This is a genomic window from Cytobacillus sp. FSL W8-0315, assembly GCF_038002905.1.
In the GTDB taxonomy this organism is placed as follows: Bacteria; Bacillota; Bacilli; order Bacillales; family Cytobacillaceae; genus Cytobacillus; species Cytobacillus pseudoceanisediminis.
Map to the genome: position 1 here is coordinate 1,195,656 of NZ_JBBOOC010000001.1, position 25,497 is coordinate 1,221,152.

The window sequence follows — 25,497 nt, forward strand, 5'->3', positions numbered from 1 at the left end:
CGAGATTGAAAAAAACTGTTTTGGGTCTATTGATTCTATCTCTTCTTTTAACGCTGCCTGGCCTTATGCAAAGGCATCAGGCTGAATGGAATAATCGGAATTATGAAACGATTATTCCGTTTCAGGATATTCAATCACTGGTATCTAAGGATCCCAGTCTGCAATTGGGAGATGTATTGCGGGATTTGAAAGATGCCGGGCTGCATGCTGTCAGTATTCAGCCTGAAACCTTAAATAGCCTGGAGGACATAGGGGATATTAACGTCCTGACCGGAGGAAGGATTCAGGAAATGTCTATCCTGAATAGCGACTTGGAAGGTGTAGCCGACCAGGTTTCTAATGAAGGAGCTTATATACATATCCAAAATGAAAACGAGCTGACAGGCCGGCTCACGGATGTTTTTCAGGCAGAAGAAACAGTCAGAATTGCGAACAAGGAATTTATTCATTTTCCTGCACTGAACAGTGCCCAATTCAATGAAACACCAATTGGCTATACGGAAGAAATTATAGATGAAATTAAGAAGGCAAATCTTTCAGTCGTTTTTAGAATGCCTAATTCCTTGGATGAAAAAGATCCATTTGTATTCAATCAGCTTCTTGATCTTGCAGATGAGAAATCAAATCGTCTTTTGATTTCCGGTGATGAAGTCATCGGCTATCCGGATGCAGAGAAGATCAAAAGCTTTGCACAAGAGCTGAAGGATGAGAATATAGCCGTTTATGCTATTGAATTTGCCGATCAGCTTGGAATCGGTACAATGGCCAGAGCGATAGATTTTGATATGATCCGGCTGCACAGCATTGACTTGAATCAAGTCCCAAGCATCGAGGAAGGCGTGGATAGGGCTGTTCGGGCCGTAAAGGAAAGGAATATCCGTTCTCTATTCATTAGAGTGGAGAACGTGGCAGAGCCTGAAGAAGCACTTTTGAATACGGAAGAGTTTATTCAGGCAATAAATAGCCAAATGCCAGTCCATTATAAAGCTGGTAAAGCCCACGCATTTGATCCAATATCTGTACCTTTCTGGAGTCAATTGCCGGCTTTGATGGCTGCTGTCCTTTTCATCTCTATTGCTGTACAAGCGATTTTTTCCAGGCGGGCTTTATTCTATGCAGCGCTTGCAGGCACATTTTTGATTGCGGCAGCAGCCTTTTTGCTGAAGGCCCAAGTCCTGCTGCAGGGACTTGCTTTACTCGTTGCCGTTATTACACCGATTTTTGCTGTCATCCCAATTAAAAATAGGAAAGGGATATTCCTGCCATATGGCCGGGCGGCTCTAATAAGCTTTGCGGGTATTATCATTATTACTTCACTTTTGAATGGAAATGAATATTTGGTGAAGATTGAAGCATTCCGCGGGGTTAAGCTGACCTATATCGTTCCGATCCTATTTGTCATGATTTATGCGCTTTGGCGGGATCTCAAGGGCATTCTGAACATGAAGGTTCAGTATTGGCATTTAGCTGTTATTGGTTTAATAACCGTTATCGGCTTGTACTATATAAGCCGGACTGGAAATGCGGGGAGCGTATCTTCCATTGAACTGGCTTTTCGCCAATGGCTGGAAGAGGTCATGTATGTAAGGCCGAGAACGAAGGAATTTCTGATTGGCTTCCCATTCTTTGTGCTTGCGCTGTACATCTATCCGCTTCATCAAAAAATTGGCTTGTATTTGCTTATACCGGGTGTGATCGGGTATTTATCTATTGTTAACACCTTTACCCATTTGCATATACCTCTCTATATTTCACTTCTGAGGACTTTTTACAGCCTTGCATTAGGATTAGTGATCGGCCTGTTATTTATATTTTTATTTAAACAAGGACGATCCATTTACGAGAAGAAATGGAAACTGAGGTGTTAATAAATGAAGGTAGTTCTTTCAGGTTATTACGGTTTCGATAATGTAGGGGATGAGGCGATTCTTTATTCGATCATCCAGGCTTTACGGGATAAGGAACCAGGAATTGATATAACTGTACTATCGAATAACCCTCCACTTACAGAGAAAACTTACAATGTAAAGGCAGTGGACCGCTGGAGCGTGATAGAAGTATGTAAAGCATTAATTGCTTCTGACGGCTTGATAAGCGGAGGGGGCAGTCTGCTGCAGGATGAGACGAAACTTAGGTCGATTCCCTATTACTCAGGCGTGATTCATTTTGCTAATCTCATCAGAAAACCGGTATTTATCTATGCACAAGGAATCGGTCCGCTGCATCATCCTTTCAGCAGGGCTGTTGTGAAGAGGGTTTTAAGAAAACCGGAGATCACGGTACGTGACCAGGCATCCAAAAAGCTGCTCGAAAGGATAGGAGTCCAAAATCCAATCGAAATTGTGCCAGATCCAGTGTTAGGGCTTAAGCTTGCAGAGCAGAACAGCACCTGGTGGGAAAAGCAGGCCTTTACGGGTTCTGCTGTTACAGTATCTGTCAGAGATTGGCCTTCTTCCGTTGATTATAAACAAAAGATGGCCGAGGCTTTAGATTCCTTAGCGCAGGAAGGAAAGCAGATTGTTTTTGTCCCTATGCACGGCAAACACGATGAAAAGGCATCTAAAGAAACGGCTGAAAAAATGAAGGAGAAAAGCTATATTGCTCCTTATGATGCCTCCATTGAAGAAAAAATAGCCATCATCGGAAAGTCCGATCTGCTGGTTGGAATGAGGCTGCATGCCCTGATTTTTTCTTCGATCACCTATACGCCTTTTATTGCTGTATCCTATGATCCGAAAATTGAAGCTTTCGCCGATATTGCTGGACAGCCTGTAGCAGGTCATGTGATGGAGGAAGGCTGGGATGGATCAACGCTTTCACAAGCGATAAGAGCCGCTTTGCAAAACAAAGGTGAAGAATCCGCGCATCTAAAGGAAACAATCGGGCACCTTCAGCGGGAAGCGGGTAATACGGCTCAAAAAGCTATTCATTTTTTTGAAAAGGAGGTGAGGGGGAATAAAATTGGTGAGGGGTCACTGAAAAAACGATAAATCATGTAACTATTATGGCGCCTTGAACGTCTTATTAAAGGAATGCTTAGTTCATGTCGAATTAAGGAATCAGGATGAAGGGAATTTTAAAAAAATTGTAATAAACTTGGAAGCAAGGTCAAAATAAAAAAACTTTTTGATGCAGATGTATGATATAATTAGGCTCGGTATATACATACATTTGTTAGGAAAAATATGCCTGATTCCGAAAGTGAAATAGGGGCATTATACTCATAAGGAGGGTCTTTATGTTTTACTTGACCTTAGTATTATGTTTTTTATGCTCTGTTATTATGACCCCTTTTGTAAAAAAATTGGCGTTGAAAATAGGAGCTACTGATCAGCCTAACCATAGAAAAGTTCATCAAAAAGTAATGCCCCGATTAGGCGGGCTGGCGATATATATTAGTTTTTTGCTTGGAATGTTCATTTTTCAGCCTGACAAGGAGTACCATATTCCAATTCTGGCGGGGAGTTTGCTGATTGTCATTCTCGGTGTATTGGATGATAAATATGAGCTTTCTGCGAGAATAAAGCTAATTGTCCAGATTGCAGCTGCCTTAATCGTTGTTTTATGGGGCGGAGTGGATGTTGATTCCATCAATACCCCTTTTGGCGGGGAAATTAAATTTGGTTATTTTGCCATCCCAATTACAGTTCTGTGGATTGTCGGAGTAACGAACGCAATCAACCTGATTGATGGTTTAGATGGTTTGGCAGCGGGGGTATCATCGATTGCTCTGATCACCATATCAAGTATGGCGATCATCATGGGGAATACCTATGTTATCGCTGTTTCAACCCTTGTATTGGTTAGTACATTGGGCTTTCTCATCTACAACTTTCACCCGGCGAAGATATTCATGGGCGATACCGGAGCTCTCTTTTTAGGATATATCATTGGTGTGCTTTCCCTATTGGGTTTCAAAAATGTCACAGTGATTTCGTTTATCATCCCGATTCTGATTTTGGGCGTGCCGCTATCAGATACATTTTTTGCGATCATCAGGCGGATTGTGAATAAAAAGCCTTTATCAGCACCAGATAAATCCCACCTGCATCACTGTTTATTGAATTTAGGATTTACCCACAGGCAGACGGTATTGATGATTTATGCAATTTCAGTTTTCTTCGGCCTTGCAGCTATCATCTTTTCTCAGGCAAAAGTATGGGGGGCCATATTATTCATCACGGTCATCTTGCTTTTAATTGAATTATTTGCAGAAGTGATTGGATTAGTGGGGAAGGATTATCAGCCGCTATTAAAAAGATTGAAGAGCAGAGTTGCTTCCTCTGTCAAAAATAGATAAAGATATTTAAGCAGCCTTATTAGGTTGCTTATTTTTATGCTTGTGCAAATGGACTTATGTAACAATTTCTGAAAATTTTCTTAACATTGACATAATATTTGCTTAACAAATCCATGTTATTTTTTATGTAAAGGAACTTAAGGAGTGATAACATGGTCAAGAAAATGAAGATTATTTGGCATCAGTTTTGGTTTTTGACTTATAACACGATCCTATGCTCGGCCTCTACATCACCTTATAATTCCAGTCTTTTCAAAAAATCAAAATATCATCAATTAAAACTGATACAGCATTTATAGGCTGTATTTTTTTGTCTATAAGTAAACCACAAAAAAAAACCTCTCAACTCTTGCTGGAGCTGGGAGGTTTCTGCATTTTAATATTCACTTTCGGCTTCAGTCTGATAGTCTGTCTGACTATCACTCTGTACTTGATTTTCAGCATCATCCGTTGTATTTTGTCCGAATTCTGTATCGCTCAGATCTAAATGGCCTTTTAATTCGGTTTGGATTTCTGCCAGGCTGGTCTGATCCAATTCATAATAATAAACGCGGTTTCCGTTGCTGTTCGGCAGGTACATATCCTGTCCAGCGATATTTAATGATTCAATATTTATCGATGATCCTTCTGTTGCATAATTCAGGAATGCTTTCATCTGATCAAATGTTAAATCAGTCTCCATATTCTTTCCAACCGCTTCAATGACATTGGCATACTTTGAAATAGAACCAACTGAAGCAGCTCTGTTTACAATGGCTTTCAGGATTTCCTGCTGTCTTTCGCCGCGCTGGATATCACTATCCTTTTTTCTTGTTCTGGCCAATGCCAGTGCTTCTTCACCATTTAATAATTGGTAGCCAGGCTCTAGACTGATGGCATTAGGAGTATCATTTGAGTCCTGCTCTGAAAAAGCATAAGGGACATCCACTTTAATGCCATCCAAAGCTTCCACTATATCAATGAACGCATTGAAGTTTACTTTCACATAAAAGTCGACTGGAATATCAAGCATCTCTTCCACGGTTTCAATGGTGGTTGCAGGGCCGCCATTCGCATGGGCATGAGTGATTTTATCCTGGTATCCCAACTTTGGAATGTAAACATAAGAGTCTCTTGGAATGCTAAGCAATTTAACTGATTTGGAATCCTTATTAAAAGTAGCAAGCATAAGCGCATCCGATCTGGAGGATGTGCTGAAAGACCTTTTGCTGCTGTCATCCACACCGATGAACAGAACTGAAATATTATCTATATCCGGCTGAGCTGCAGATGCTCTCTTTGTAGTGCGATCTATAGGGTTATATGAATCTTCCATAACTGATTGTGCTTTATTATATAAAAATGTTCCATAAGCCGTGGCGCTAAGTGTCAGTAAGATAATAGGAAGGAAAATAAATAAAAAGATTCTTCTTTTCCTTTTGGATTTTCTTTTTTCAATTACTATTGAACGTCTATCATGAGACATCTGTATGCTCCTTTATTTAAAAGTAAAGAGTGCCATTGTTATTTTATAATTTTTAGGGGGTTTAGTAAAACAAAATTTTGGGTATACTAAGCTTTTACCTCTGCTTCCAGATAAAGACTGTCACCTAAAGTAATTTCACCAGCACCATTTGTTAATTCGGTCATCCAGTCAGTAAATGCCCCGGTTTGATTTTCTTCAACAAACGTTTCAACTGTTACTGTATCAAGATATTGGATTTCCTTTAATGTGTATATTGAAGATCTCAGCTCATTTTCTACCTTTCCTAGCAAGGTATAATCAATCTTTGTCTTCATCACTGTCATTAGCTTTCGTTCAACAATTCCCGTCGCTTGCAATCCTTCAGAGGTTGCCCTTCCATATGCCCTGATTAATCCGCCTGCTCCTAATTTTATTCCGCCGAAATACCTGGTTATGACAACCACAGTATCTTTTAGCTTTTTTTTCTTCAGCACTTCCAGGATAGGCACACCAGCCGTACCGCTTGGCTCACCATCATCATTTGCTTTTTGGATCTGGTCGTTTTCACCAATTAAGTAGGCAGAACAATTATGGGTGGCGTTTGAATGTTTCTTCTTAATCTTCTGAATAAAATCCAGGGCTTCATCTGCTGTTTCTGCTCTGGCAACATGAGCAATAAACCTGGATCTTTCTATTTCGATTTCATTTTCTCCGTATTCCTTAACTGTATAATAAGAGGGCAGCACAGAACCGCTCCTTTCTAAACTCTTTGCACAAAAAAAATTCAGCTAAATTCATTATAATTCGACAAGTTTCCCAACATCAATTTTTTAACAGAATGTAATAAAACTTTAATATAGAACATTTTTTCCCATGTTATAATGAAAACAATTCTGATGTTTATGCTGCTATAATAAAAAATGTGCCGATTTTAATCTTTAAGTGGTATAAATATACATATTATTTTGCTTGGTAGTCATGTTTACCCTGCTTTTATATAGGATATAAGACATGGGGTGAAATCACAAGCCTAAGCCTTTTTACCGAATTTTAGGTAACTTGGTATAATTTTCAGACTGGAAAGATAGTATCTTAACTCATTTAGCGCTAAAATAAAGGTACATAGCGGAAGGGCTGCGCCCTTGGAGGAGTGTAAATGAGTATTAAGAAATTCGATTCCAAGACTCTGGATCTTATTCTTGAAAAAATGGTTCAAACAGTAGGCACCAGTAAAGATGAAATTTTCCGTATAGGTGAACAATGCCGTAAAGATCATAAGACTTTAACCGAAGAACTTATGGAAGTTAAACAAATGGTTCTTAAGGTAATCGAAGAAGGGGATAAGCTGGAAGTGCAAACCCGGTTTGCAAGAAAGCGCCTTTCTGAAGTAAGCATGCATTTTAAGGATTATTCAGAGTCTGAAGTGCGTGAAGCATATGAGAAGGCCCATCAGCTTCAGATGGATTTATCCATGAACCGTCAGCTTGAAAAACAGCTGAGGGATCGCCGTGATGATATTGAAAGAAGGCTTATTGGTGTTAATGACACCATTGATAGAGCGGAAGTCCTCATTTCTCAAATTACGGTCGTGATGAACTATCTGACCAGTGACTTAAAGCAAATGGGAGAAATCATTGAAGATGCGAAGCTCAAACAGGATTTTGGTCTGAAGATCATCGAAGCACAGGAAGAAGAGCGGAAAAGAGTGTCCCGCGAAATCCATGACGGACCGGCCCAGATGATGGCGAATGTCATGATGAGGTCCGATTTAATTGAACGGGTATACAAAGAGCGCGGTGCTGATGAAGCCATTACTGAAATAAAAGACCTGAAAAAAATGGTCCGCAATGCTTTATATGAAGTCCGCAGGATTATTTATGACTTGCGCCCAATGGCTCTTGATGATTTGGGTTTAATACCTACCCTCAAAAAATACTTAACAACGATCGAAGAGTATCACAGGAGCACCAAGATATATTTCGCGAATGTTGGCGAAGAGAAGAGGCTCCCGCCACAATATGAAGTCGCACTGTTCCGTCTGATTCAGGAGTCTGTGACAAATGCTCTAAAACATGCGGATGCTAAAGAAATCCAAGTGAAAATAGAAATAAACTGTACCAGGGTAGCCGTAGTCGTCAAAGACGATGGGAAGGGCTTCAATATTCGCGAGAAGCGTCCTGGATCTTTTGGAATTATGGGAATGGGTGAAAGGCTTGAACTATTGGATGGCCAGATGTCCATAGATTCTAAACCAGGCAAAGGAACCATTGTTATTATCCAGGTGCCATTGAAATAAGAAACACCTTAAGAATAGAGATAGAAAACTAACTGGAGATTTGGGAGGCGAAGCATTTGAATACAAAGATCGTCATAATTGATGACCATCAATTATTCAGAGAAGGGGTAAAACGCATTTTAGATTTCGAAAAGAGCTTTAATGTAGTGGCAGAAGGTGATGATGGCAGTGAAGCCATGGGCCTCGTAGAAGAGTATGATCCGGATGTAATCATCATGGACATCAATATGCCGAACACAAACGGTGTGGAAGCGACCCGCCAGCTGATTAATAAATATCCAGAATCCAAGGTAATCATTCTTTCCATCCATGACGATGAGAATTATGTAACCCACGCACTTAAAACAGGAGCAAGCGGATACCTTTTAAAAGAAATGGATGCAGATGCATTAGTCGAAGCTGTAAAGGTTGTCGCTGATGGAGGATCTTACTTACATCCGAAGGTGACACACAACCTGGTAAATGAATACCGCAGACTTGCAGCAGAAGGTACAGGGACCACATCTTATTCACAGGTGGAAATCCGCCGTCCGCTTCACTTGCTGACACGCCGTGAATGTGAGGTGCTTCAGCTCCTTGCTGATGGAAAAAGCAACCGCGGAATTGGGGAAGCATTATACATAAGTGAAAAAACCGTAAAGAACCACGTAAGTAATATCCTGCAAAAAATGAATGTGAACGACCGTACTCAGGCAGTTGTCGTAGCGATCAAAAATGGCTGGGTAGAGGTGCGATAATATTATTGAGAGAAAAAGTCCTTTTAATAGGGCTTTTTCTTTTTTGTTTTGCAGGAAAACGAAGGAAGAATAATTGTGATTACTTGCCTCATAGGGTTCCCCTCTATTTTATGATAGCGGAAATAGCAGATAAATTAAAGGTATTAATACACTATTTTTGAAATATTAACCATAAACACGCAAAAAGTGGTTATCTTTGCGTGTTTATTTTATAAGTGCGGCTGCAGCTGTTTGAAAGATAGGTTTTGTATTGGAAGATCTCTTTTTTGCTTGATTCACTAAATAAACAAGCTTCTCGATTTCCTTTGGAGGCAAACTGTCTATGAGCCAGGAAGCAAGTTCAGGTCCGCTGATTGAATGGTCAATATTTGGAACTTTAATGTGCTTATATTTACTTAATTCATTATTAAGCATTTGATGGAGAGTATCTGTGCTGTATCTATTGGAAGTGGGGCTATTTGTGGAAGAAGTGTTTTTAATCAATGTGTTACAGCTCCTTTACAAAATAAAGACACAAAAAGCATTTTATCATATGCCTGGCAAAGATTTGAAGGTAAAAATATACCAGGTCTTAAAAGTAGGTATAATGGAGCACAGGTTTATTTAATTACCTGCTCTATAACTTAATGCAATTTCCCCCGCTATCATATAAAATGGAACATGAACATACAGTAGAGAAAAAAGATAAGGATGGTAACTCTATTTATGAAAACGGCTGTTGTAACGGATAGTACAGCATACATTCCTAAGGATTTAAGAGAAAAGTTAAATATACATATGATTCCGCTTAGTGTTATTTTTGGCAGTGAGACGTACCGGGAAGAAGTAGAAATTACGGCTGCAGACTTTTATGAAGAAGTGAAGCATAAAGATCTTCCGACTACTTCGCAGCCTCCTGTGGGTGAGTTTGCCGAGCTGTTTGAGATATTAGCGAAAGAGTATGATGCAGTGATTTCGATTCATCTGTCAAGCGGCATCAGCGGGACGTTCCAGGGGGCAGTTACTGCCGGGAGCATGGTTGATGGGATTCAGGTTTTTCCATTTGATTCGGAAATCAGCTGTATGGTGCAGGGGTTTTATGTGATTGAAGCTGCAGAGCTTGCTGCTGCCGGTAAGGGTCCACAGGAGATCGTTGAACGTCTTGAGGAGATGAAGAAAAGCATTCGTGCCTATTTCATGGTGGATGACTTATCACATCTTCAGCGAGGAGGCCGCTTGTCCAGTGCACAGGCATTGATCGGCAGCCTACTCCAGGTGAAGCCGCTGCTTCATTTTGAGGATAAGAAAATTGTTCCATTTGAAAAGATTCGCACGCGCAAAAAAGCGATGAAGCGGATGGTTGATCTTTTCTGGGAAGACGTAAAAAGCGGGGAGCCATACCAGGCTGTTATTATTCATGCCAATCGCGAAGCAGAAGCCCGCGAGTGGAAGGCAGAGCTTGAAGCGGAATATCCTAATGTTGAGTTTATGATCAGCTATTTTGGTCCGGTCATTGGAACCCATCTAGGTGAAGGTGCTATGGGGTTTGGCTGGGTGAAGAAGTAGGTTTTGTTTGAGTGCGCCATTCTTAAGGGTGGCGCAGATTTTTTTGGGAGGGGTGATGTGGATGTAAGGGTTTTGCAAATAGATCCAGGATTCCTGCAAATAGAATGTTTAATTTTGCAAATAGCAGCCTAAATCTGCAAATAGATCGGAGAACTTGCAAATAGAACCGCAAAACTTGCAAATAGAGATACAAACTAATTAATCAAGAGGTGAACTAATTGAGATTTACTCCTAATATGACCCCATATATAAATGATTTTCCTCCAGAAAGCCTCCCGATTTCCTCCATTGACAACATTCCAGAGCCGCCACTCAACGAAAACTATTCATATAACATAGAACTCCAGCAAATCCTTTACGGAAAACAGCTTCTATTCGAAAACCTTCCGCATTCAATTGAAGAAATCCATCAGCACTTTGAAAATGGCTATATTTCTTACCGAAAAGGGATAATTAAGACCAAAAGCAAGATAGTTTGTGCCAGGTGCGGCAATAAAGATCGTTCACTGTTTGCAAGTTTTCCCTGTGCCCGATGCGGTGAGAAAGAATGTACCTACTGCCGGAAATGTATCATGATGGGACGGGTCAGTGAGTGCACTCCTCTGATTGGATGGTGCGGACCTGAGCCCGTTCGGGAGCTAGCTGAACATCCCCTGATATGGGCAGGCAACCTTTCACCCGGGCAACAAATTGCCTCTGACCAGGTAAAGCAGGCTGTAATCGAAAGCAAGGAATTCCTCGTCTGGGCTGTCTGCGGAGCAGGAAAAACAGAAGTTCTATTTGAAGGAATCAATGCTGCCCTTGCCTCTGGAAAAAGAATCTGCATTGCTACTCCGAGAACAGATGTTGTACTTGAGCTTGGTCCGCGGCTAAAAGCAGTCTTCCCCGGTATTCAGGTGGCTGTCCTTTACGGCGGCAGTGAAGGCCGCCACCTTCAAGCTCCTTTGACCATCGCCACCACCCATCAGCTCCTCCGCTTTTATAAAGCTTTTGACACCGTAATCCTTGATGAAGTGGATGCCTTTCCTTATACGGCAGACGAAACCCTGCAGTATGCCGTCCGCCAATCCCGCAAAGAAACCTCCTCTATGATCTATTTAACTGCCACCCCCAGTCAAAAATGGCAAAATGAATGCCGCAGCGGAAAAAGAAACTTTGTCACTATCCCGGCTAGATATCATCGTCATCCATTGCCTGTACCGGCTTTCAAATGGTGCGGAAATTGGGAGAAATCCCTAAAAAAAGACAAACTCCCGTCTGCAGTTACCCAATGGATCAAGAAGAGGCACGACAACCAGAAGCAGTGCCTGCTCTTCCTTCCAAAAATCGATAAAATGGAAAAAGTCCTTACCATCCTTCGTAAAACCTATCCTAAAATCCAAGCTGTTCACGCAGAAGACCCCGATCGAAAAGACAAAGTCCAAATGATGCGCAATAAAGAGATTCCCATGCTTTTAACAACGACCATCCTGGAAAGAGGAGTTACCTTCCCTAATATTGATGTAGCAGTATTTGGAGCAGAAGACCGTATTTTTACCGAAAGCGCTCTTGTTCAAATTGCCGGCCGTGTTGGAAGAAGCTCTGAATACCCGAAAGGAGAAATCACCTTTTTTCACTACGGCAAAACCGAAAGCATGGTCAAGGCGCAAAAACAAATACTCAAAATGAACACTGAAGCCAAAAAGAAAGGACTGATCGACCATTAACTGCTTAATATGCCATGAAGAAATCCTTTCAGCTGTCAGCTGGACAACTCTCTGGTCGCGGCCAAAAGACAATCATTTATGCCAATGCTGCACCGATAAACTCCCATTTATCAATGGCGATGCTTGCAGTAAATGCAGCCGGCCCTTCAGTAACATAGATCCTCAATTTCGAAAAGGGAATCTATGCGCAGATTGTCTAAGGTGGAACGGGGATCCAGAATGGTCAGGGCAGCTTCTGAAAAACAATTCCCTTTTTATATACGATGACTTTCTGAAAGAAACTATAGCCCGCTATAAGTTCCGGGGCGACTATATTTTGTCGAGAGCTTTTTCTCCTATCATTAGGGAAAAGCTGAGTACCGTGGAATTCGACTATCTCGTCCCAATCCCTCTAAGTCCCCAAAGGATTTATGAACGAGGCTTCAATCAGTCTGCCGCACTCATCCATGAGGCAGGCTTTACCGTGACGGAACCGCTGCAGCGAATTCACTCAGAAAAGCAATCTAAGAAATCGCGAATGGAACGAATTCATTCGCACCAGGTCTTCCAGCTGCAAAATCTCAATATCAAGAATAAAAAAATTATCCTAATTGACGATATCTATACTACCGGCTCAACTCTATATCATGCAGCGAAAGTTCTTAAAGCAGGGGGTGCTGCTTCAGTCTGCTCGGTTACATTAGCAAGAGGATAATGGATGGAATTAATTACAAGTTGATGTTTTTGATCTGGATAGTTATTAGGAAAATAATCCTATGTTAAAATATTCTAATCCAGGGCAAATTTTACGAAAGTAAAAGACGCAAAGCTGCGGGCCTAAAGCAGGTTTCTGCCATGGCAGCCGGGCTGCACAGAAGAAGAACTATTTTCGTTTGCCTTTTTTTATTGGAAAGGATGTTTTGAAGTGGACGAAATAAACTCACAGGATGGTGAAAACACCACTAAAGATATTGCTGAATATAACAGTCAGCAATTGGAATTGACGAAAATAAAAAATAACCTGAACCAGGCTCAGAAGATCGCAAATATTGGGAGCCTGGAGTACGATATTGAAAACGATAGAGGGTTTTGGTCAGATCAGCTGTTCCGGATATTTGGGCTAAAGCCTCAAAAAGGTTTTTTTCCGGACTACAAAATGTATTTGAGTTATCTGCATCCAGACGACCGGCCGGCTTTTGAAAATCAGTTTACTCGACTGTTAGAGGAAAAGGACAGTGTGGATCTGATATGCCGGATAATTAGGCAGGATGGAGAGGAACGGTATATTCATCATCGTGCGGACTATTTTGCAGGAGAAAGCGGATCACCGAAAATCGTTGCAACGATTCAGGATATAACTGAAAAAAGGCGCATGGAAGAGAAGCTCTATGAAAACGAGCGGAAAATAGGACAAATCTATGAAAATCTTGATGTTGGCATTTATTCCGCCGATTTAATAGAAAGAAAGGTATTTCATTTCTCCAGAGGAGTGGAAGGCATTTTCGGGTACACAGCCCGTGAGCTGATTGATAATTTCGATTTATGGGACGAAGTGATCCATCCTGATGACCTGCAAAGTCTGGAAGCCAATCGGGTAAATCTTATACATGGGAAGAGCGTTCGCTGCCAATATCGTATCTTCCATAAATCCGGTGAGCTTAGATGGGTGAATGATCATAGTATCCCCTATTTAGATGAACGAGGCCAACTTATCCGGGTTGATGGCTTTGTAACAGATATAACAGAACAAAAATGGCTTGAAAAGAGAATGAGGCGTATGGCATTTTATGATCATTTGACCGATCTGCCAAACCGCCGGTACTTTGATCAGAAGCTGCAGAGCCTTATTGAAGACGATGAACAACAGAATTTCGCTGTCTTGTTCTTTGATCTGGAACGGTTAAAGCAGATTAATGATACCTTTGGACATTCCTCAGGAGATGAACTTCTTAGGCTTGTTTCACATAGAATTAAGGAGAAGTTAAATTCAGTCTGTTTTTCAGCAAGAATTTCCGGTGATCAATTTGCAGTTATAATGGAATATATCCAGGAAAAGGAGGATCCTGCGCAATTAGCAGATTCCATTAATCAAATTTTCTCTGAACCATTCCACATCGACAGCTTTGAGCTTAATATTACCCCATCTATAGGCATTAGTTTATATCCGGATAATGGAAGAACAGCTGATGAATTAGTCAGAAATACGGAATCTTCCCTGTACCATGCCAAGCAGAAAGGGAATAATAGATTCCAGGTTTACCATCCTTCCATGGATATTGAATCTTATAAGCTTTTTACCCTTGAACAGGATATGAGAAAAGCCATTCAAAATGATGAGTTTTTTCTTGAATACCAGCCAAGAGTTGATACGAAGACCGGCAAAATAGTAAGTGCCGAAGCTTTATTAAGATGGAATCATCCGGAATGGGGCAGAGTTTCCCCTTTGGAGTTTATAACAGTGGCAGAGGAAACCGGTTTAATCATAAATATAGGTGAATATGTGCTAAGGAAAGTATGCAGCCAGATTTATTCCTGGAAGGAAAAAGGGTTATCGATTGTTCCGATATCCGTAAATATCTCTCCGCTGAGCTTCTTGAAAAGTTGTCTTGTTTCCACGATAAAAAAAGCATTGGATGAGAGTCACCTCGATGCGTCACTAATTGAAATTGAATTGACGGAATCTTCCCTAATCAATTACTCAGAGAACGTCATTTCAGTGCTTAAAGAATTGGGTTCAATGGGAGTGAAGATTGCACTGGATGACTTTGGGACCGGGTATTCCTCCATCACACAGCTGAAAAATTATAAATTTGATGTTTTAAAGATTGATAAAACGTTTATCCAAGCAATGGATAAAAACGCGGAAGATGCAATCATTACGGCCAATCTGATTCAGCTTGCCCATGGGCTGAATATGAAGGTGGTAGCAGAAGGCGTAGAGACTTTTGAACAATTCTATTCTTTAAGGAAGAATGAGTGTGATCAAATACAGGGATATCTTTTCAGTAAGCCGCTTCCGCCTTCCGCTTTCGAGCAGAAACTCTTAATTGGCACCCTGAAGCCGCAGAATATCAAGGAAGACAATGTGTTCAAAGGTTTGCGCAAGTATGTCCGGGTCGAGTTTCCCTATCCGCTGGAGGCAGAGATGACCATCTTAGAGCTTAACAGCAAGCCTGTCAAAATGGGCAGCACGAAAATCCTGATTGAAGATATGAGTGCAGGCGGAGTAAAATTTGTTTCAAAGATGAAACTTCCTGTGAGGAAAGATATCATTCTATTAATTGAAACCAAGCTTTTAGGAGAGGTTCTCTCCTTTACTGGGACGATTGTCCGAAAAGATGAAATATCAGATGCTCTGACTAATTATGGATTTCAATTTATTATCGAAGAGGGACCGAGAGCTGAATTGGCGGCGATGCTTAATATTCTGCAAAGTCAGCTCGAGCAGAACCGCTCTGTTCCCGAATCCCGATTCATAGAAACAGCCAGCAGTCTGCTGTATTTCGAATAATTTTTTTCTATAATTATCCTATTTTTCGAGCTATAATAATTTCATCACAAACTGAGAGAGGAAGAATCATATGGCTGAGTTATCCAACTGCCCGAAATGTGATGCCATTTTTGTCAAAAACCAGTTCCGCGATGTCTGCCAGGATTGCTGGAAGGAAGAAGAGAAGGCCTATGAGACGGTTTACCAGTTCATCCGGAAGAGGGAAAACAGGACAGCGAGGATGATGGAGGTTGTCGAGGCGACCGAAGTCGAGGAAGAACTCATCATAAAGTTTATTAAGACCGGCCGTTTGAAGCTAGCGCATTTTCCAAATTTGGGGTATCCTTGCGAGAAATGCGGGACAAGCATCCGGGAAGGCAAGCTATGCGGCAGCTGTGCGGGTGATCTGAGGAAAGATCTTCAGCAGTTTACCGCTGAGGAAGAACGAAGAAAAGAAGCAGTCCAAAGAGAGAAACACGGTACTTATTTTGCCGTCAATGAAAAAATTAATAGTCGTTTCTAAGCTATGTGTCTCATTCACATAGCTTTTTCTATAGGCTTATAGATGTATTTTTTCCCAAACTTAAATTAACATTTAAACATACCGCCACATTAGCCGATAATAGACTTAGGTTAAATCGACCGGAAAGAAAGTGAGGGGTACACATGAAAATCAATAACTTTGGTCCTTCAGGCGTGAACCCATACAAACGCCAAATGAATAAGCTTGAACATGCAGGAAAGCCAGCCAGAACGGCATCAGATAAAATTGAAATCAGCTCTACTGCAAAGGAAATGCAGCAGGTATCCCAGCTAAGCGAAAACCGTAAAGCAAAAGTAGAAGAGCTTAAAATTCAGGTAGAGAACGGGACTTATAAAATTAATCCAAAAGAAGTGGCGAAAAGCATCGCTGATTTTTATACAAAAAAATAATGAGGAGGGATTGGCATGTCAGCCGAAGCACTTACTGCAACGATGGAAAAGCTGCTAAAGCTTCATAAAAGCCTATATGAACTCGCAGTTAAAAAGACAGACATTATTAAGACCGGCGACATGGACGGCCTGAATCAGATGCTGAAGGATGAGCAGGCTCATATTGCGGCTATCAGCAGATTGGAAAACGAGCGGGAAAAGGCAGCAAATTCGATCGCACCCATGCTGGAAAGCCCTACAGTATCAGATTGTTTAAATATCCTTACGCAGCCTGATCGCCTTAGGCTTGAGGCCATCACGAAGGAGCTTGCTGAGCTGGTATATGAACTGAAAGAGCAGAACTTCCTAAACCAGCAGCTTGTCCATCATTCCCTTCAGTTTGTAAATGTATCTATGAATCTTTTACGGCCGCAGCCTGAATCGATGAACTACGGCCCGCCAGCCAATAAGAAATCGGAAAAGATGAATCCAGGAATTTTCAACTCGAAAGTGTAGCAGAACGGAGGAACAAACATGCGTTCAACTTTCATGGGACTTGAAACAGCCCGCCGCGGCATGTTCACCCAGCAAAGTGCTTTATATACAACCGGACATAATATTTCAAATGCGAATACGCCAGGATACACCAGGCAGCGGATTAATTTCGCGCAAACCGAGCCTTATCCAGGCGTTGGTATGAATCGTCCGCAGATACCCGGACAAATGGGAACAGGTGTCGAAGCGGGGACAGTCCAGAGAATAAGAGAATCATTTTTAGACCTGCAATATAGAACCGAAAACACAAAAATGGGTTACTATGGAGCCATGAGCGAGTCTCTGACTAAGATGGAAGAAATCATGAATGAGCCGTCAGAGAATGGATTGCACAGTACCCTGGAAAAGTTCTGGAACGCCCTGCAGGATTTATCAAGCCACACCGAAAATACCGGAGCCAGGGATGTAGTAGCTGCTACTGGTCAGATGGTTGCGGATACACTGAATTATTATCATAATTCCCTGTCGCGGGTTCAAGAGGATATCGGCAATCAGGTTGATGTGAAGGTTGATGAAATTAACGCAATCGTCGCGCAGATTGACCATCTGAATAAGCAGATCGCCTCTGTTGAGCCGCACGGATACCTCCCAAATGACCTTTATGACGAGCGGGATTTATTGGTAGACAGCCTTTCACAATTGGTTAACGTGAAAGTGACCAGTGTGGTCCCGAATACATATGGAGATGCCAAACCGATGGCATCGGGCCTTTATAATATCGAGATTGTCCAAAAGGATGGAAAATCCTATAATCCGCCTATTAACCTCATATCTGCTACAAAAGAGAGCGGCATTGTTGGCACAAACAAGGTGGAGCTTGAAAAAAGCGAAGAGAGCGGACTTGTAACAGGACTAAAGATCGGATCCACTTCCTTTACGCAATTTGAGACTTTATCCGGTGAACTTACCGGTTTAATTAACAGCTATGGTTATGAAGCAGGCGGTTCTGCTAAGGGTGCTTATCCTGAAATGCTGGAGAAGCTGAATAGAATGACAGCTGCTTTTGCCAAGGAATTCAATGAAATTCATAAAAACGGGTATGCCTTGGGAGCGGATACAATCTCAGGCCTGGACTTTTTCCAGTTTGATGAGGATAATCCTGCACAAAGCATTAAAGTAAATCAAGAGCTGCTGGATGACTCTTCTAAAATTGCCGCAGCTGCAGAAAAAGGCGGAGCTTCCGGAGATAACCACAATGCTCAGCTTTTGGCTGATTTAAGAAAGAAAAGCTTTAGTGATTACACCTCCTTGTCTGATGATGAAAAATCAAAGCTGAACGGAAGCCTTGATTCCTATTATTCCGGAATCATTGGACGATTAGGCGTAGACTCTCAGAGTGCCAAAAAGGACCTGAAAAACTCCCTTGTGCTGGCAGATTCAGTAGACCGGAACAGGCAATCGGTGAGTGCCGTGTCATTAGACGAAGAAATGACCAATATGATTAAATTCCAACATGCATACAATGCTTCAGCAAGAAACATAACTGTGGTTGATGAAATGCTCGATAAAATCATCAACGGCATGGGCGTTGTAGGCAGATAAAGGGTGAAATAAAGTGCGCGTAACACAATCAATGCTATCAAATAACATGCTTCGCAATTTAAGCAACAGCTACAGCAGGCTGGACAAGCTGCAGGATCAAATTTCTACGCAGAAGAAATTTACCAAGCCGTCGGATGATCCGGTTGCTGCGATGATGGGAATGAACTATCGTACGGATTTGAACCGGATTCAGCAGTTTACCCGCAACATCGGGGAAGTGAGAAATTGGGTTGATAGTACGGATGATGCCCTGGATAAGGGTGTTTTGGCTCTGCAGCGAATTAGGGAGCTGACTCTCCAGGCAAGCAATGGCACACTGGAAGAAGATCAGCGCAAAGCGGTTGCTGAAGAGGTCAAACAGCTTAAAGAGCACTTACAGAATATCGGGGATACACAAGTTGGCGGTAAGTATATTTTCAATGGCAATCAGACAAATGTACGGCCATCTGAATCAGGTTTTCAAAGCGGAACCATCGAGCTTGAGGTTTTTTCAGGCATCAAGATCCCTGTCAACACGGAAGGAAAAGCTTTATTTGGGGACATGCTCAGTGACGAAGGCGATATCCAAAAGCTAATCACAGCACTTGAAACGAATGATCCAGCCGTTGGGGATATGCTAGAGAATGTTGATAAAAACATAGATAATTTCTTGTCTGCACGTGCCCTAATTGGGGCCAAGCAGAATCGGGTCGAACTGATGGAGGACCGTCTTTCCCAGCAGGAAGTCTTCTCAACCAGAATTCTTTCCGATAATGAAGATATTGATTTGGAAAAAGCCATTATCGAGCTGACAACCCAGGAAAGCATCCATCGTGCCGCACTAAGTGTTGGGGCAAGAATCATTCAGCCGAGCTTAACCGACTTTTTAAGATAATCAGTGAAAAGCTATCCATCAGTGATAGCTTTTTTTCATAAGAGAGGTGTCTAACATGAATGTTCCGCAAATCAGACTTGAATCCAACTTTATCAAGATCGGATTAAAGATAGAAAAGCCGGTTCAGGAAATCGAACAGCCCCCTGCCGTCCAATCCATCCAGCAGCCTAAAGCCATACTGGAAATCGATACAATCCCAGGAAAGCTGACGATCGACCAGACCAAAGCACGCGAAGACGTCGACCTGAAAAGTGTCGGCAGAAGAATAGAGGAGTTTGCCCAAAATGGGTACCAGGATTGGTTAAAAGGGATGGAGAGAAGAGCTGCACAGGGAACAGAACTTATGAAAATTGAAAACGGCGGCACTCCAATCGCCTATCAGGCAAAGGAAAACAGTGAAGGTCCTCCCAAGCAGTTCAATATTGGCTGGGTGCCATCTCATAATAGTGTAAAGATTCAATACGAACCTGCCAAAGTCAACATTGAAGCTCAGCCGCAAAAGCCGAAGATCGAGATGGAAATCAGAAAGCCGATTCATACCTATACACCTGGAAATGTCAGCACAGAAATTCTTGAGAAAAACAGCCTTAATATTGATTTTATCAATCTAACCATATAGCAATGAGGTGAAAAGATGAATATCCAAACAAAGTTTCACGGTGTGCAGGAAATAAATCAGGATGATATTATTAATTTTCCATCTGGGATTCCGGGTTTTTTAGAGGAAAAGGAGTTTTATATATTACCTCTTGAAGGGACAGACTTATTTGTACTTCAGTCAGTAAAAACACCTGAGGTAGCTTTTATCGTGACAGATCCATTTGCTCTTTTTCCTCAGTATGAGTTTGATTTGACAGAAGAGGCATTAGAAAAATTAGAAATCCAATCAGATAAAGATGTGGCTACCTTTGCGATTTTGACAGTAAGGGATCCATTTGAGGAAACAACCGTTAACCTGCAGGCCCCTTTGATCATTAACCAAACAAAAAAAATAGGCAAACAAATTATACTTAATCAAACACCTTACCAGACCAAGCATAAAATCATAACACCTCAAGAACAGGGGGAGAGATAATGCTTGTACTTACAAGGAGACTTAAAGAATCGATCATGATTGGTGACGATATTGAAATCTCAATCCTCTCTATTGATGGTGACCAGGTAAAGCTAGGCATCAGCGCGCCAAAAAATGTGGATATTCATAGGAAAGAAATATACTTATCTATTCAGCAGGAAAACAGCAGCGCAACTCAAACTGAAGCAAGTGCAATCGAAAGCCTAAGCAGCTTTTTTAAAAAGAAATAAAAAATTTTTCCAAACCATTAAACACCTGTCAAAATAAGTCGATATAACCAGTGTAAAGCTGAACAGCAAAAAGGCGGCCGACTTTTCTGCTGGTTAGTAAAGTAAACCACATGGATGTGGGATATATACTCAAGGAGGAAATTAATAATGAGAATTAATCATAATATTGCAGCATTGAATACTTACCGTCAGTTGAATAGTGCTTCAACAGCTCAAAGCAAATCAATGGAGAAATTATCTTCTGGTCTACGTATTAACAAAGCTGGAGATGACGCAGCAGGTCTTGCAATCTCTGAAAAAATGCGTGGACAAATTCGCGGATTAGACCAAGCATCTAAAAACTCTCAAGATGCAATCTCTTTAGTTCAAACAGCTGAAGGTGCTCTAAATGAAACTCATGATATTCTTCAACGTATGCGTGAATTAGCGGTACAAGCTGGTAATGATACAAACACTACTTCTGACCGTGAAGAAATCCAAAAAGAAATCAACCAAATGACATCTGAAATTAACCGTATTGGTAATACAACTGAGTTTAATACTCAAAAATTATTAAACGGCTCAAAAGATGTAGCAACTACAGCTGTTGCTGCAAGTGCAACAACAGCAATTGGAGGGGTTGCAGGATTCAATATTAGCGCAGGTGCAGCTAATACTACTTTAGCAAACGGAATAAACATTACTTTTACTAAAGGTGCTACTGCTGGTGCTGCTTTTAATGCGGCTGGTGATACACTAACAGTTACCCTTGACCAGGCTGATGCAACTATTGCAGCAAGTGACATTGAAGCCTTAATTCAAGGGACTACTACTAATGTGCCTACTGGACTTGATATGTCGGAGTTTACAGTTACTGGTGGAGCTAACATCGATGGTACTGCTGCAACTGTTAATGAAACAACTTCTTTAGCTGGAGGAAGTGATGCAGGTGCATCTCTTCAATTTCAAATTGGTGCTAATGAAAACCAGAGTTTAACACTAGATATTTCTGATATGAGAGCAAAGGCTTTAGGTATTTCTACTGAAGGTACAGCTGATGCAAAACGTGCTGTTACTGATGGAACTAGCAGTACAACGACTGAACAAGCACTTAGTGTTCTTACACATGAGGATGCAGCAGCAACTGTAACAACTATTCAATCAGCAATCGATAAAGTTTCTGCTGAACGTTCTAAACTTGGTGCTAATCAAAACCGCTTAGAGCACACTATCAACAACCTAAGTACATCTTCAGAAAACCTAACTGCTGCTGAATCTCGTATCCGTGACGTAGACATGGCGAAAGAAATGATGAATCAAACTAAGAATTCTATTCTTTCTCAAGCTGCACAAGCAATGTTGGCTCAAGCGAATCAACAACCACAAGGAGTATTACAGCTTCTTCGTTAATATAAGTATAATTGAAAGGGACTCTAGCCTTGCTAGGGTCTTTTATATATACACATAAACTTCCTTCCCTGCTAAACTCCTCCTTAACTATTCTAAAATTATTCCGATATATAAACTAAAGAAGAAATTTATATAGGTAGGAGATTAAAATGATAGATCATATATCATCTAAAAATATTTCTCTTCCAACTAGAACAGTACATACAAATGAAAATTCAAGTGAGTTCCGCATTCAAGAAGTAAATAAAGACGTGCCTGTTCAGCCAAAACTGACTGGCCAAATAAAGGAAGAACAGCTAACAGAGGTAGTCGATAGCATGAACGAGTTCCTACAAGCTTCTCACACCTCATTAAAGTTTGTTCTCCATGAAGAGCTAAATGAATATTACGTAACTCTAGTTGATGATCTAACCCAGGAAGTCGTAAAGGAAATTCCATCAAAAAAAATGCTGGATATGTATGCAGCAATGACAGATTTTGTTGGACTAATGGTAGATAAGAAGATTTAAAGGAGGAGTTCTCATTGGTTAGAATCGGAGGTCTGGCGAGCGGGATGGATATTGACCAGCTTGTATCAGATCTAATGAAGGCAGAACGGATGCCTCTAGATAAATTAAAGCAGAAGAAACAAGTATTGGAATGGCAGCGGGATGATTACCGTGCAATGAATTCATTACTATTGGATTTTCGAAGTGAATTGACGCAGATGAAGCTGACTACACGTTATCGTGCCCGCTTGGTAACTTCTTCAAATGAAGCAATGGTTACTGCTACAGCAAGCGGTGCAGCCAGCCAGTCTTCTTACTCGATTTCAAAAGTAACACAGCTGGCAAGTGCGGAGACCCGTGTAAACGGCGGCAGTATTTCTGCGGATGGAAAGTCCATAGACCCAAGCAAAAGCCTTTATGCACAGGAAAGCAGCTTTATGTATAAAGGCAATCATACAGATTCAAATGGAAGCACTGTCGCTAGTGCTTGGAAAAATGGTGCCGTTTTAAGTAAAAATATTGATGTGACCGATCCGGCAGCCATTAGCTTCGGAGATATGTCCAAGGTGGATCTAAGTGAACTTAGCTCCTGGAGTGTAAAGGTTAATGGAGTAGGATTTAATGCGATCAGTGAGGCAGAACTGAGTGCGGCGAACCGTCCCTTAAAAGAGAATGAAGTGCTGGTAAAAGAAGATGGAACGCTGCAATTCGGCAAGGAACCTGCAAAGGGAAGTGTCATTAAGATTGATTATGTGGCTACTGAACGGACTGGTTCACACGCTATTACAAGCAGCACTTCCTCCATTCAATTGGCTCAAGGTGCCCTGAATGAAGTGAAAAGCATTAAGATAAAGGAAACAGCGTCCGGAACGACCACTGAGAAAACTTTTTCAATGGGCAATATCGTGAATGGGGAAAGAGAAATACTCGATGATGCCAATAAAGTGGTAGGCACCATTAACTACGAAACAGGGAAAATCACATTTAATGCTGATATGCAAAAGCCGGCAGAGGGATCTAATACAACGATGAGCATGGAGATTGCCTATGACCACAAATACACTGCTTTTTCAGTAGATACCTCAACTTCTAAAGGGGAGCGTCATGATTCTTTCCTTATTTCAGGCAGTGAGTCTCTCAATAATGTCATCAGTAAAGTAAATGCTTCAAGCGCTGGTGTGAATATGTTCTTTGACAGTGCTACTGGCCAAATGACGATGACCCGCACAGAGACGGGTGATTTTAATAAAGGCGGGGCTGAAATCACGACAAGCGGCAGCTTTCTGAATGATGTTCTGCGCTTTAAAGGGGCTGCGGTCAAAGAAGAAGGAAGAAATGCTGAATTCATGATTAATGGATTGGCTACTAATCGGAGCTCAAACACATTTGAAGTGAACGGCGTTACCTTTACTCTTAAGCAGACGTTTGAAGATCAGCCGGTCAGCATCAATGTCAGCAATGATTCCACAAAGGTTTTTGATAATATTAAGGCATTTGTGGATAAATACAATGAAATGATCGATAAAATCCAGAAAAAAACCGGTGAAGAACGCTATAGAAGCTACACCCCATTAACAGATGAACAGCGTGAGCAGTTATCGGACAAGCAGCAGGAGCAATGGGAAGAGAGAGCTAAAAGCGGTCTCTTGCGCAAGGATTCTACGCTTCAGTCTGTCTTATCTGGGATGCGGATGAACTTTTACCAGCCCGTAACGAATGATCTGGTTTCTCCGCTTTATAATCAGCTGGCCAGTATCGGCATTAAAACGACCAGCAATTATTTAGAAGGCGGTAAGCTGGAAATTGATGAAGCCGCCCTGAAAAAGGCAATCGAAGATGATCCTGTGTCTGTTGAGAATCTTTTTAGAGGAGAAGGACAGACAGACGGGCAAAGAGGGATCGCCCACAGGCTTTATGATACCGTGAACGCTGCAATGGACAAATTGAAGACAAAAGCCGGAAACAGCTTTTCAACCAACCAGCAGTTCACTATCGGCAGGGAATTGAATGATGTAGGCAAGCGGATTGATAGCTTTGAAGATAAATTAAAGCAGGTTGAAGACCGCTACTGGCGGCAGTTCACCGCCATGGAAAAAGCGATTCAGCGTTCCAATGAGCAATCCATGTTCCTTATGAACCAATTTGGCGGCGGCATGTAATAAAAAGGAGTGTTACAAATGGCAGTAAGCAATCCATACCAATCTTATCAGCAAAACTCAGTGAATACAGCATCTCCTGGAGAGCTGACACTAATGCTATATAACGGCTGCCTGAAGTTCATCCATCAGGCGAAAAAAGCCATCATGGACAAAAACATTGAGGCGAAAAACACTAATATCCAAAAGGCGCAAAATATTATTCAAGAGCTGATGGTGACGTTGAATATGGATGTAGAGGTATCTCAAAACATGATGTCTTTATATGATTATATGAACCGGAGACTGATGGAGGCGAATATCAAGAATGATACAGGTATTCTTGATGAAGTCGGGGGCCTTGTAACCGAATTCCGAGACACATGGAAGGAAGTCATTCAGGTCAATCGCCAGAAGCAATTCTCCCAAGGCGGTACAGTGTAGTGAGTTCGGTTCAAAGGTTTTATGATTTAACACTTGAGCTAATCAAAACTCTGGAACATACTAAGCTTGACCGTGATGCGAAAATGAATGCCGTCGAAATACTGCTTGAAAAACGCCAGCAAGAAATGACTGGCATGGCTCCTCCATATTCAGACGCTGAAAAGGATCTGGGAGCCAGGCTGATCAGCCTCAATGCAAAAGTCACCCAGCTAATGACAAGGGAAAAGCTGTTTATTCAAAAAGACATCAAAGACTTAAGCGTTAAAAAGGAATCAACCGGAAAATATGCTAATCCCTATCAATCCATGGCAACGGACGGTATGTTTTACGATAAAAGAAAATAGGTGACTAATGTT

General features: G+C 41.5%; 25 protein-coding genes, 1 pseudogene and 1 riboswitch. Of the genes and pseudogenes, 23 read left to right on the forward strand and 3 right to left on the reverse strand.

Features of this window, described 5'->3' with window-relative positions; genetic code table 11:
• The first annotated feature begins 5 nt into the window (after positions 1-5).
• The 3 genes from MKY20_RS06150 to MKY20_RS06160 all read left to right on the forward strand — a co-directional run bounded on the left by MKY20_RS06150 (position 6) and on the right by MKY20_RS06160 (position 4,300).
• Positions 6-1,868 (forward strand): DUF5693 family protein, encoded by a 1,863-nt coding sequence (locus MKY20_RS06150; RefSeq protein WP_251266838.1) that lies wholly within the window; start codon positions 6-8, stop codon positions 1,866-1,868.
• 3 nt (positions 1,869-1,871) lie between these two features.
• Positions 1,872-2,990 carry a polysaccharide pyruvyl transferase CsaB gene (csaB, locus tag MKY20_RS06155; protein WP_251266839.1) on the forward strand — a complete coding sequence of 373 codons (1,119 nt, stop codon included), beginning with the start codon at positions 1,872-1,874 and terminating at the stop codon, positions 2,988-2,990.
• A gap of 248 nt (positions 2,991-3,238) precedes the next feature.
• Positions 3,239-4,300 carry an MraY family glycosyltransferase gene (locus MKY20_RS06160; RefSeq protein ID WP_251174176.1) on the forward strand — a complete coding sequence of 354 codons (1,062 nt, stop codon included), beginning with the start codon at positions 3,239-3,241 and terminating at the stop codon, positions 4,298-4,300.
• A 376-nt stretch (positions 4,301-4,676) separates the two neighbouring features.
• Here MKY20_RS06160 and MKY20_RS06165 read toward each other — a convergent pair whose 3' ends face one another.
• Together MKY20_RS06165 and MKY20_RS06170 are read right to left on the reverse strand one after the other, a co-directional pair.
• The gene (locus tag MKY20_RS06165; protein ID WP_251174175.1) at positions 4,677-5,765 is read right to left on the reverse strand and encodes an LCP family protein; all 1,089 of its coding nucleotides are present in this window, start codon (positions 5,763-5,765) and stop codon (positions 4,677-4,679) included.
• Positions 5,766-5,851: 86 nt separating this feature from the next.
• A complete protein-coding gene (locus MKY20_RS06170; RefSeq protein WP_251266840.1) occupies positions 5,852-6,490 on the reverse strand; it encodes a YigZ family protein in 639 nt (212 codons plus the stop codon).
• Positions 6,491-6,900: 410 nt separating this feature from the next.
• Here MKY20_RS06170 and MKY20_RS06175 point away from each other — a divergent pair, with 410 nt between their 5' ends.
• Together MKY20_RS06175 and MKY20_RS06180 are read left to right on the forward strand one after the other, a co-directional pair.
• Positions 6,901-8,040 carry a sensor histidine kinase gene (locus MKY20_RS06175; protein ID WP_019380800.1) on the forward strand — a complete coding sequence of 380 codons (1,140 nt, stop codon included), beginning with the start codon at positions 6,901-6,903 and terminating at the stop codon, positions 8,038-8,040.
• Positions 8,041-8,096: 56 nt separating this feature from the next.
• Positions 8,097-8,777 (forward strand): response regulator, encoded by a 681-nt coding sequence (locus MKY20_RS06180; RefSeq protein ID WP_019380801.1) that lies wholly within the window; start codon positions 8,097-8,099, stop codon positions 8,775-8,777.
• Positions 8,778-8,981: 204 nt separating this feature from the next.
• Here MKY20_RS06180 and MKY20_RS06185 read toward each other — a convergent pair whose 3' ends face one another.
• Positions 8,982-9,260 (reverse strand): hypothetical protein, encoded by a 279-nt coding sequence (locus MKY20_RS06185; RefSeq protein ID WP_159344552.1) that lies wholly within the window; start codon positions 9,258-9,260, stop codon positions 8,982-8,984.
• Positions 9,261-9,482: 222 nt separating this feature from the next.
• Here MKY20_RS06185 and MKY20_RS06190 point away from each other — a divergent pair, with 222 nt between their 5' ends.
• The 18 genes and pseudogenes from MKY20_RS06190 to MKY20_RS06275 all read left to right on the forward strand — a co-directional run bounded on the left by MKY20_RS06190 (position 9,483) and on the right by MKY20_RS06275 (position 25,485).
• Positions 9,483-10,322, forward strand: coding sequence for a DegV family protein (locus MKY20_RS06190; protein WP_251266841.1), 840 nt, complete (start codon positions 9,483-9,485; stop codon positions 10,320-10,322).
• A gap of 236 nt (positions 10,323-10,558) precedes the next feature.
• Positions 10,559-12,028 carry a DEAD/DEAH box helicase gene (locus MKY20_RS06195; protein ID WP_251266905.1) on the forward strand — a complete coding sequence of 490 codons (1,470 nt, stop codon included), beginning with the start codon at positions 10,559-10,561 and terminating at the stop codon, positions 12,026-12,028.
• Positions 12,029-12,035: 7 nt separating this feature from the next.
• Positions 12,036-12,215: pseudogene (locus tag MKY20_RS06200) on the forward strand (double zinc ribbon domain-containing protein); the annotation flags it as partial.
• Positions 12,216-12,344: 129 nt separating this feature from the next.
• Positions 12,345-12,722, forward strand: coding sequence for a ComF family protein (locus tag MKY20_RS06205; protein ID WP_285838759.1), 378 nt, complete (start codon positions 12,345-12,347; stop codon positions 12,720-12,722).
• Positions 12,723-12,795: 73 nt separating this feature from the next.
• Positions 12,796-12,882, forward strand: a riboswitch (cyclic di-GMP riboswitch).
• Between the two features lie 50 nt (positions 12,883-12,932).
• Entirely contained in the window at positions 12,933-15,518 is a 2,586-nt protein-coding gene (locus tag MKY20_RS06210; protein WP_251266842.1) for an EAL domain-containing protein, read from the forward strand.
• A gap of 70 nt (positions 15,519-15,588) precedes the next feature.
• Entirely contained in the window at positions 15,589-16,020 is a 432-nt protein-coding gene (locus tag MKY20_RS06215) for a TIGR03826 family flagellar region protein (protein WP_251266843.1), read from the forward strand.
• 143 nt (positions 16,021-16,163) lie between these two features.
• Positions 16,164-16,430, forward strand: a complete 267-nt coding sequence (flgM, locus tag MKY20_RS06220; RefSeq protein WP_019380809.1) for a flagellar biosynthesis anti-sigma factor FlgM — start codon at positions 16,164-16,166, stop codon at positions 16,428-16,430.
• Positions 16,431-16,445: 15 nt separating this feature from the next.
• The gene (locus MKY20_RS06225; RefSeq protein WP_217026393.1) at positions 16,446-16,925 is read left to right on the forward strand and encodes a flagellar protein FlgN; all 480 of its coding nucleotides are present in this window, start codon (positions 16,446-16,448) and stop codon (positions 16,923-16,925) included.
• An 18-nt stretch (positions 16,926-16,943) separates the two neighbouring features.
• On the forward strand, positions 16,944-18,506 hold the full coding sequence (flgK, locus tag MKY20_RS06230) for a flagellar hook-associated protein FlgK (RefSeq protein ID WP_217026395.1): 1,563 nt from the start codon (positions 16,944-16,946) through the stop codon (positions 18,504-18,506).
• Positions 18,507-18,519: 13 nt separating this feature from the next.
• On the forward strand, positions 18,520-19,380 hold the full coding sequence (gene flgL, locus MKY20_RS06235; protein ID WP_251266844.1) for a flagellar hook-associated protein FlgL: 861 nt from the start codon (positions 18,520-18,522) through the stop codon (positions 19,378-19,380).
• Positions 19,381-19,435: 55 nt separating this feature from the next.
• Entirely contained in the window at positions 19,436-19,999 is a 564-nt protein-coding gene (locus tag MKY20_RS06240; RefSeq protein ID WP_251266845.1) for a DUF6470 family protein, read from the forward strand.
• A gap of 15 nt (positions 20,000-20,014) precedes the next feature.
• Positions 20,015-20,455, forward strand: a complete 441-nt coding sequence (gene fliW / locus MKY20_RS06245) for a flagellar assembly protein FliW (RefSeq protein ID WP_251266846.1) — start codon at positions 20,015-20,017, stop codon at positions 20,453-20,455.
• Positions 20,455-20,685 (forward strand): carbon storage regulator CsrA, encoded by a 231-nt coding sequence (gene csrA, locus MKY20_RS06250; protein ID WP_251266847.1) that lies wholly within the window; start codon positions 20,455-20,457, stop codon positions 20,683-20,685. The genes fliW and csrA overlap by 1 nt, the downstream gene beginning before the upstream one ends.
• Before the next feature lie 147 nt (positions 20,686-20,832).
• Positions 20,833-22,074, forward strand: coding sequence for a flagellin N-terminal helical domain-containing protein (locus MKY20_RS06255; protein WP_251266848.1), 1,242 nt, complete (start codon positions 20,833-20,835; stop codon positions 22,072-22,074).
• A 149-nt stretch (positions 22,075-22,223) separates the two neighbouring features.
• On the forward strand, positions 22,224-22,583 hold the full coding sequence (gene flaG, locus MKY20_RS06260) for a flagellar protein FlaG (protein WP_251266849.1): 360 nt from the start codon (positions 22,224-22,226) through the stop codon (positions 22,581-22,583).
• A 14-nt stretch (positions 22,584-22,597) separates the two neighbouring features.
• Positions 22,598-24,721 carry a flagellar filament capping protein FliD gene (gene fliD, locus MKY20_RS06265; protein WP_251266850.1) on the forward strand — a complete coding sequence of 708 codons (2,124 nt, stop codon included), beginning with the start codon at positions 22,598-22,600 and terminating at the stop codon, positions 24,719-24,721.
• 18 nt (positions 24,722-24,739) lie between these two features.
• Entirely contained in the window at positions 24,740-25,141 is a 402-nt protein-coding gene (gene fliS, locus MKY20_RS06270; RefSeq protein ID WP_251266851.1) for a flagellar export chaperone FliS, read from the forward strand.
• Positions 25,141-25,485 carry a flagellar protein FliT gene (locus MKY20_RS06275; RefSeq protein ID WP_009331962.1) on the forward strand — a complete coding sequence of 115 codons (345 nt, stop codon included), beginning with the start codon at positions 25,141-25,143 and terminating at the stop codon, positions 25,483-25,485. The genes fliS and MKY20_RS06275 overlap by 1 nt, the downstream gene beginning before the upstream one ends.
• The last annotated feature ends 12 nt before the right edge of the window (positions 25,486-25,497 follow it).

Excerpts from the sequence above, each read along its gene's own strand:
- MKY20_RS06165 (WP_251174175.1), bottom strand. The coding sequence starts at position 5,765 with ATGTCTCATGATAGACGTTCAATAGTAATTGAAAAAAGAAAATCCAAA.
- csrA (WP_251266847.1), top strand. The coding sequence starts at position 20,455 with ATGCTTGTACTTACAAGGAGACTTAAAGAATCGATCATGATTGGTGAC.
- flgM (WP_019380809.1), top strand. The coding sequence starts at position 16,164 with ATGAAAATCAATAACTTTGGTCCTTCAGGCGTGAACCCATACAAACGC.
- MKY20_RS06175 (WP_019380800.1), top strand. The coding sequence starts at position 6,901 with ATGAGTATTAAGAAATTCGATTCCAAGACTCTGGATCTTATTCTTGAA.
- MKY20_RS06195 (WP_251266905.1), top strand. The coding sequence starts at position 10,559 with ATGACCCCATATATAAATGATTTTCCTCCAGAAAGCCTCCCGATTTCC.
- MKY20_RS06255 (WP_251266848.1), top strand. The coding sequence starts at position 20,833 with ATGAGAATTAATCATAATATTGCAGCATTGAATACTTACCGTCAGTTG.
- MKY20_RS06190 (WP_251266841.1), top strand. The coding sequence starts at position 9,483 with ATGAAAACGGCTGTTGTAACGGATAGTACAGCATACATTCCTAAGGAT.
- MKY20_RS06225 (WP_217026393.1), top strand. The coding sequence starts at position 16,446 with ATGTCAGCCGAAGCACTTACTGCAACGATGGAAAAGCTGCTAAAGCTT.
- flaG (WP_251266849.1), top strand. The coding sequence starts at position 22,224 with ATGATAGATCATATATCATCTAAAAATATTTCTCTTCCAACTAGAACA.
- fliS (WP_251266851.1), top strand. The coding sequence starts at position 24,740 with ATGGCAGTAAGCAATCCATACCAATCTTATCAGCAAAACTCAGTGAAT.
- flgK (WP_217026395.1), top strand. The coding sequence starts at position 16,944 with ATGCGTTCAACTTTCATGGGACTTGAAACAGCCCGCCGCGGCATGTTC.
- MKY20_RS06160 (WP_251174176.1), top strand. The coding sequence starts at position 3,239 with ATGTTTTACTTGACCTTAGTATTATGTTTTTTATGCTCTGTTATTATG.
- fliW (WP_251266846.1), top strand. The coding sequence starts at position 20,015 with ATGAATATCCAAACAAAGTTTCACGGTGTGCAGGAAATAAATCAGGAT.
- csaB (WP_251266839.1), top strand. The coding sequence starts at position 1,872 with ATGAAGGTAGTTCTTTCAGGTTATTACGGTTTCGATAATGTAGGGGAT.
- MKY20_RS06215 (WP_251266843.1), top strand. The coding sequence starts at position 15,589 with ATGGCTGAGTTATCCAACTGCCCGAAATGTGATGCCATTTTTGTCAAA.
- MKY20_RS06240 (WP_251266845.1), top strand. The coding sequence starts at position 19,436 with ATGAATGTTCCGCAAATCAGACTTGAATCCAACTTTATCAAGATCGGA.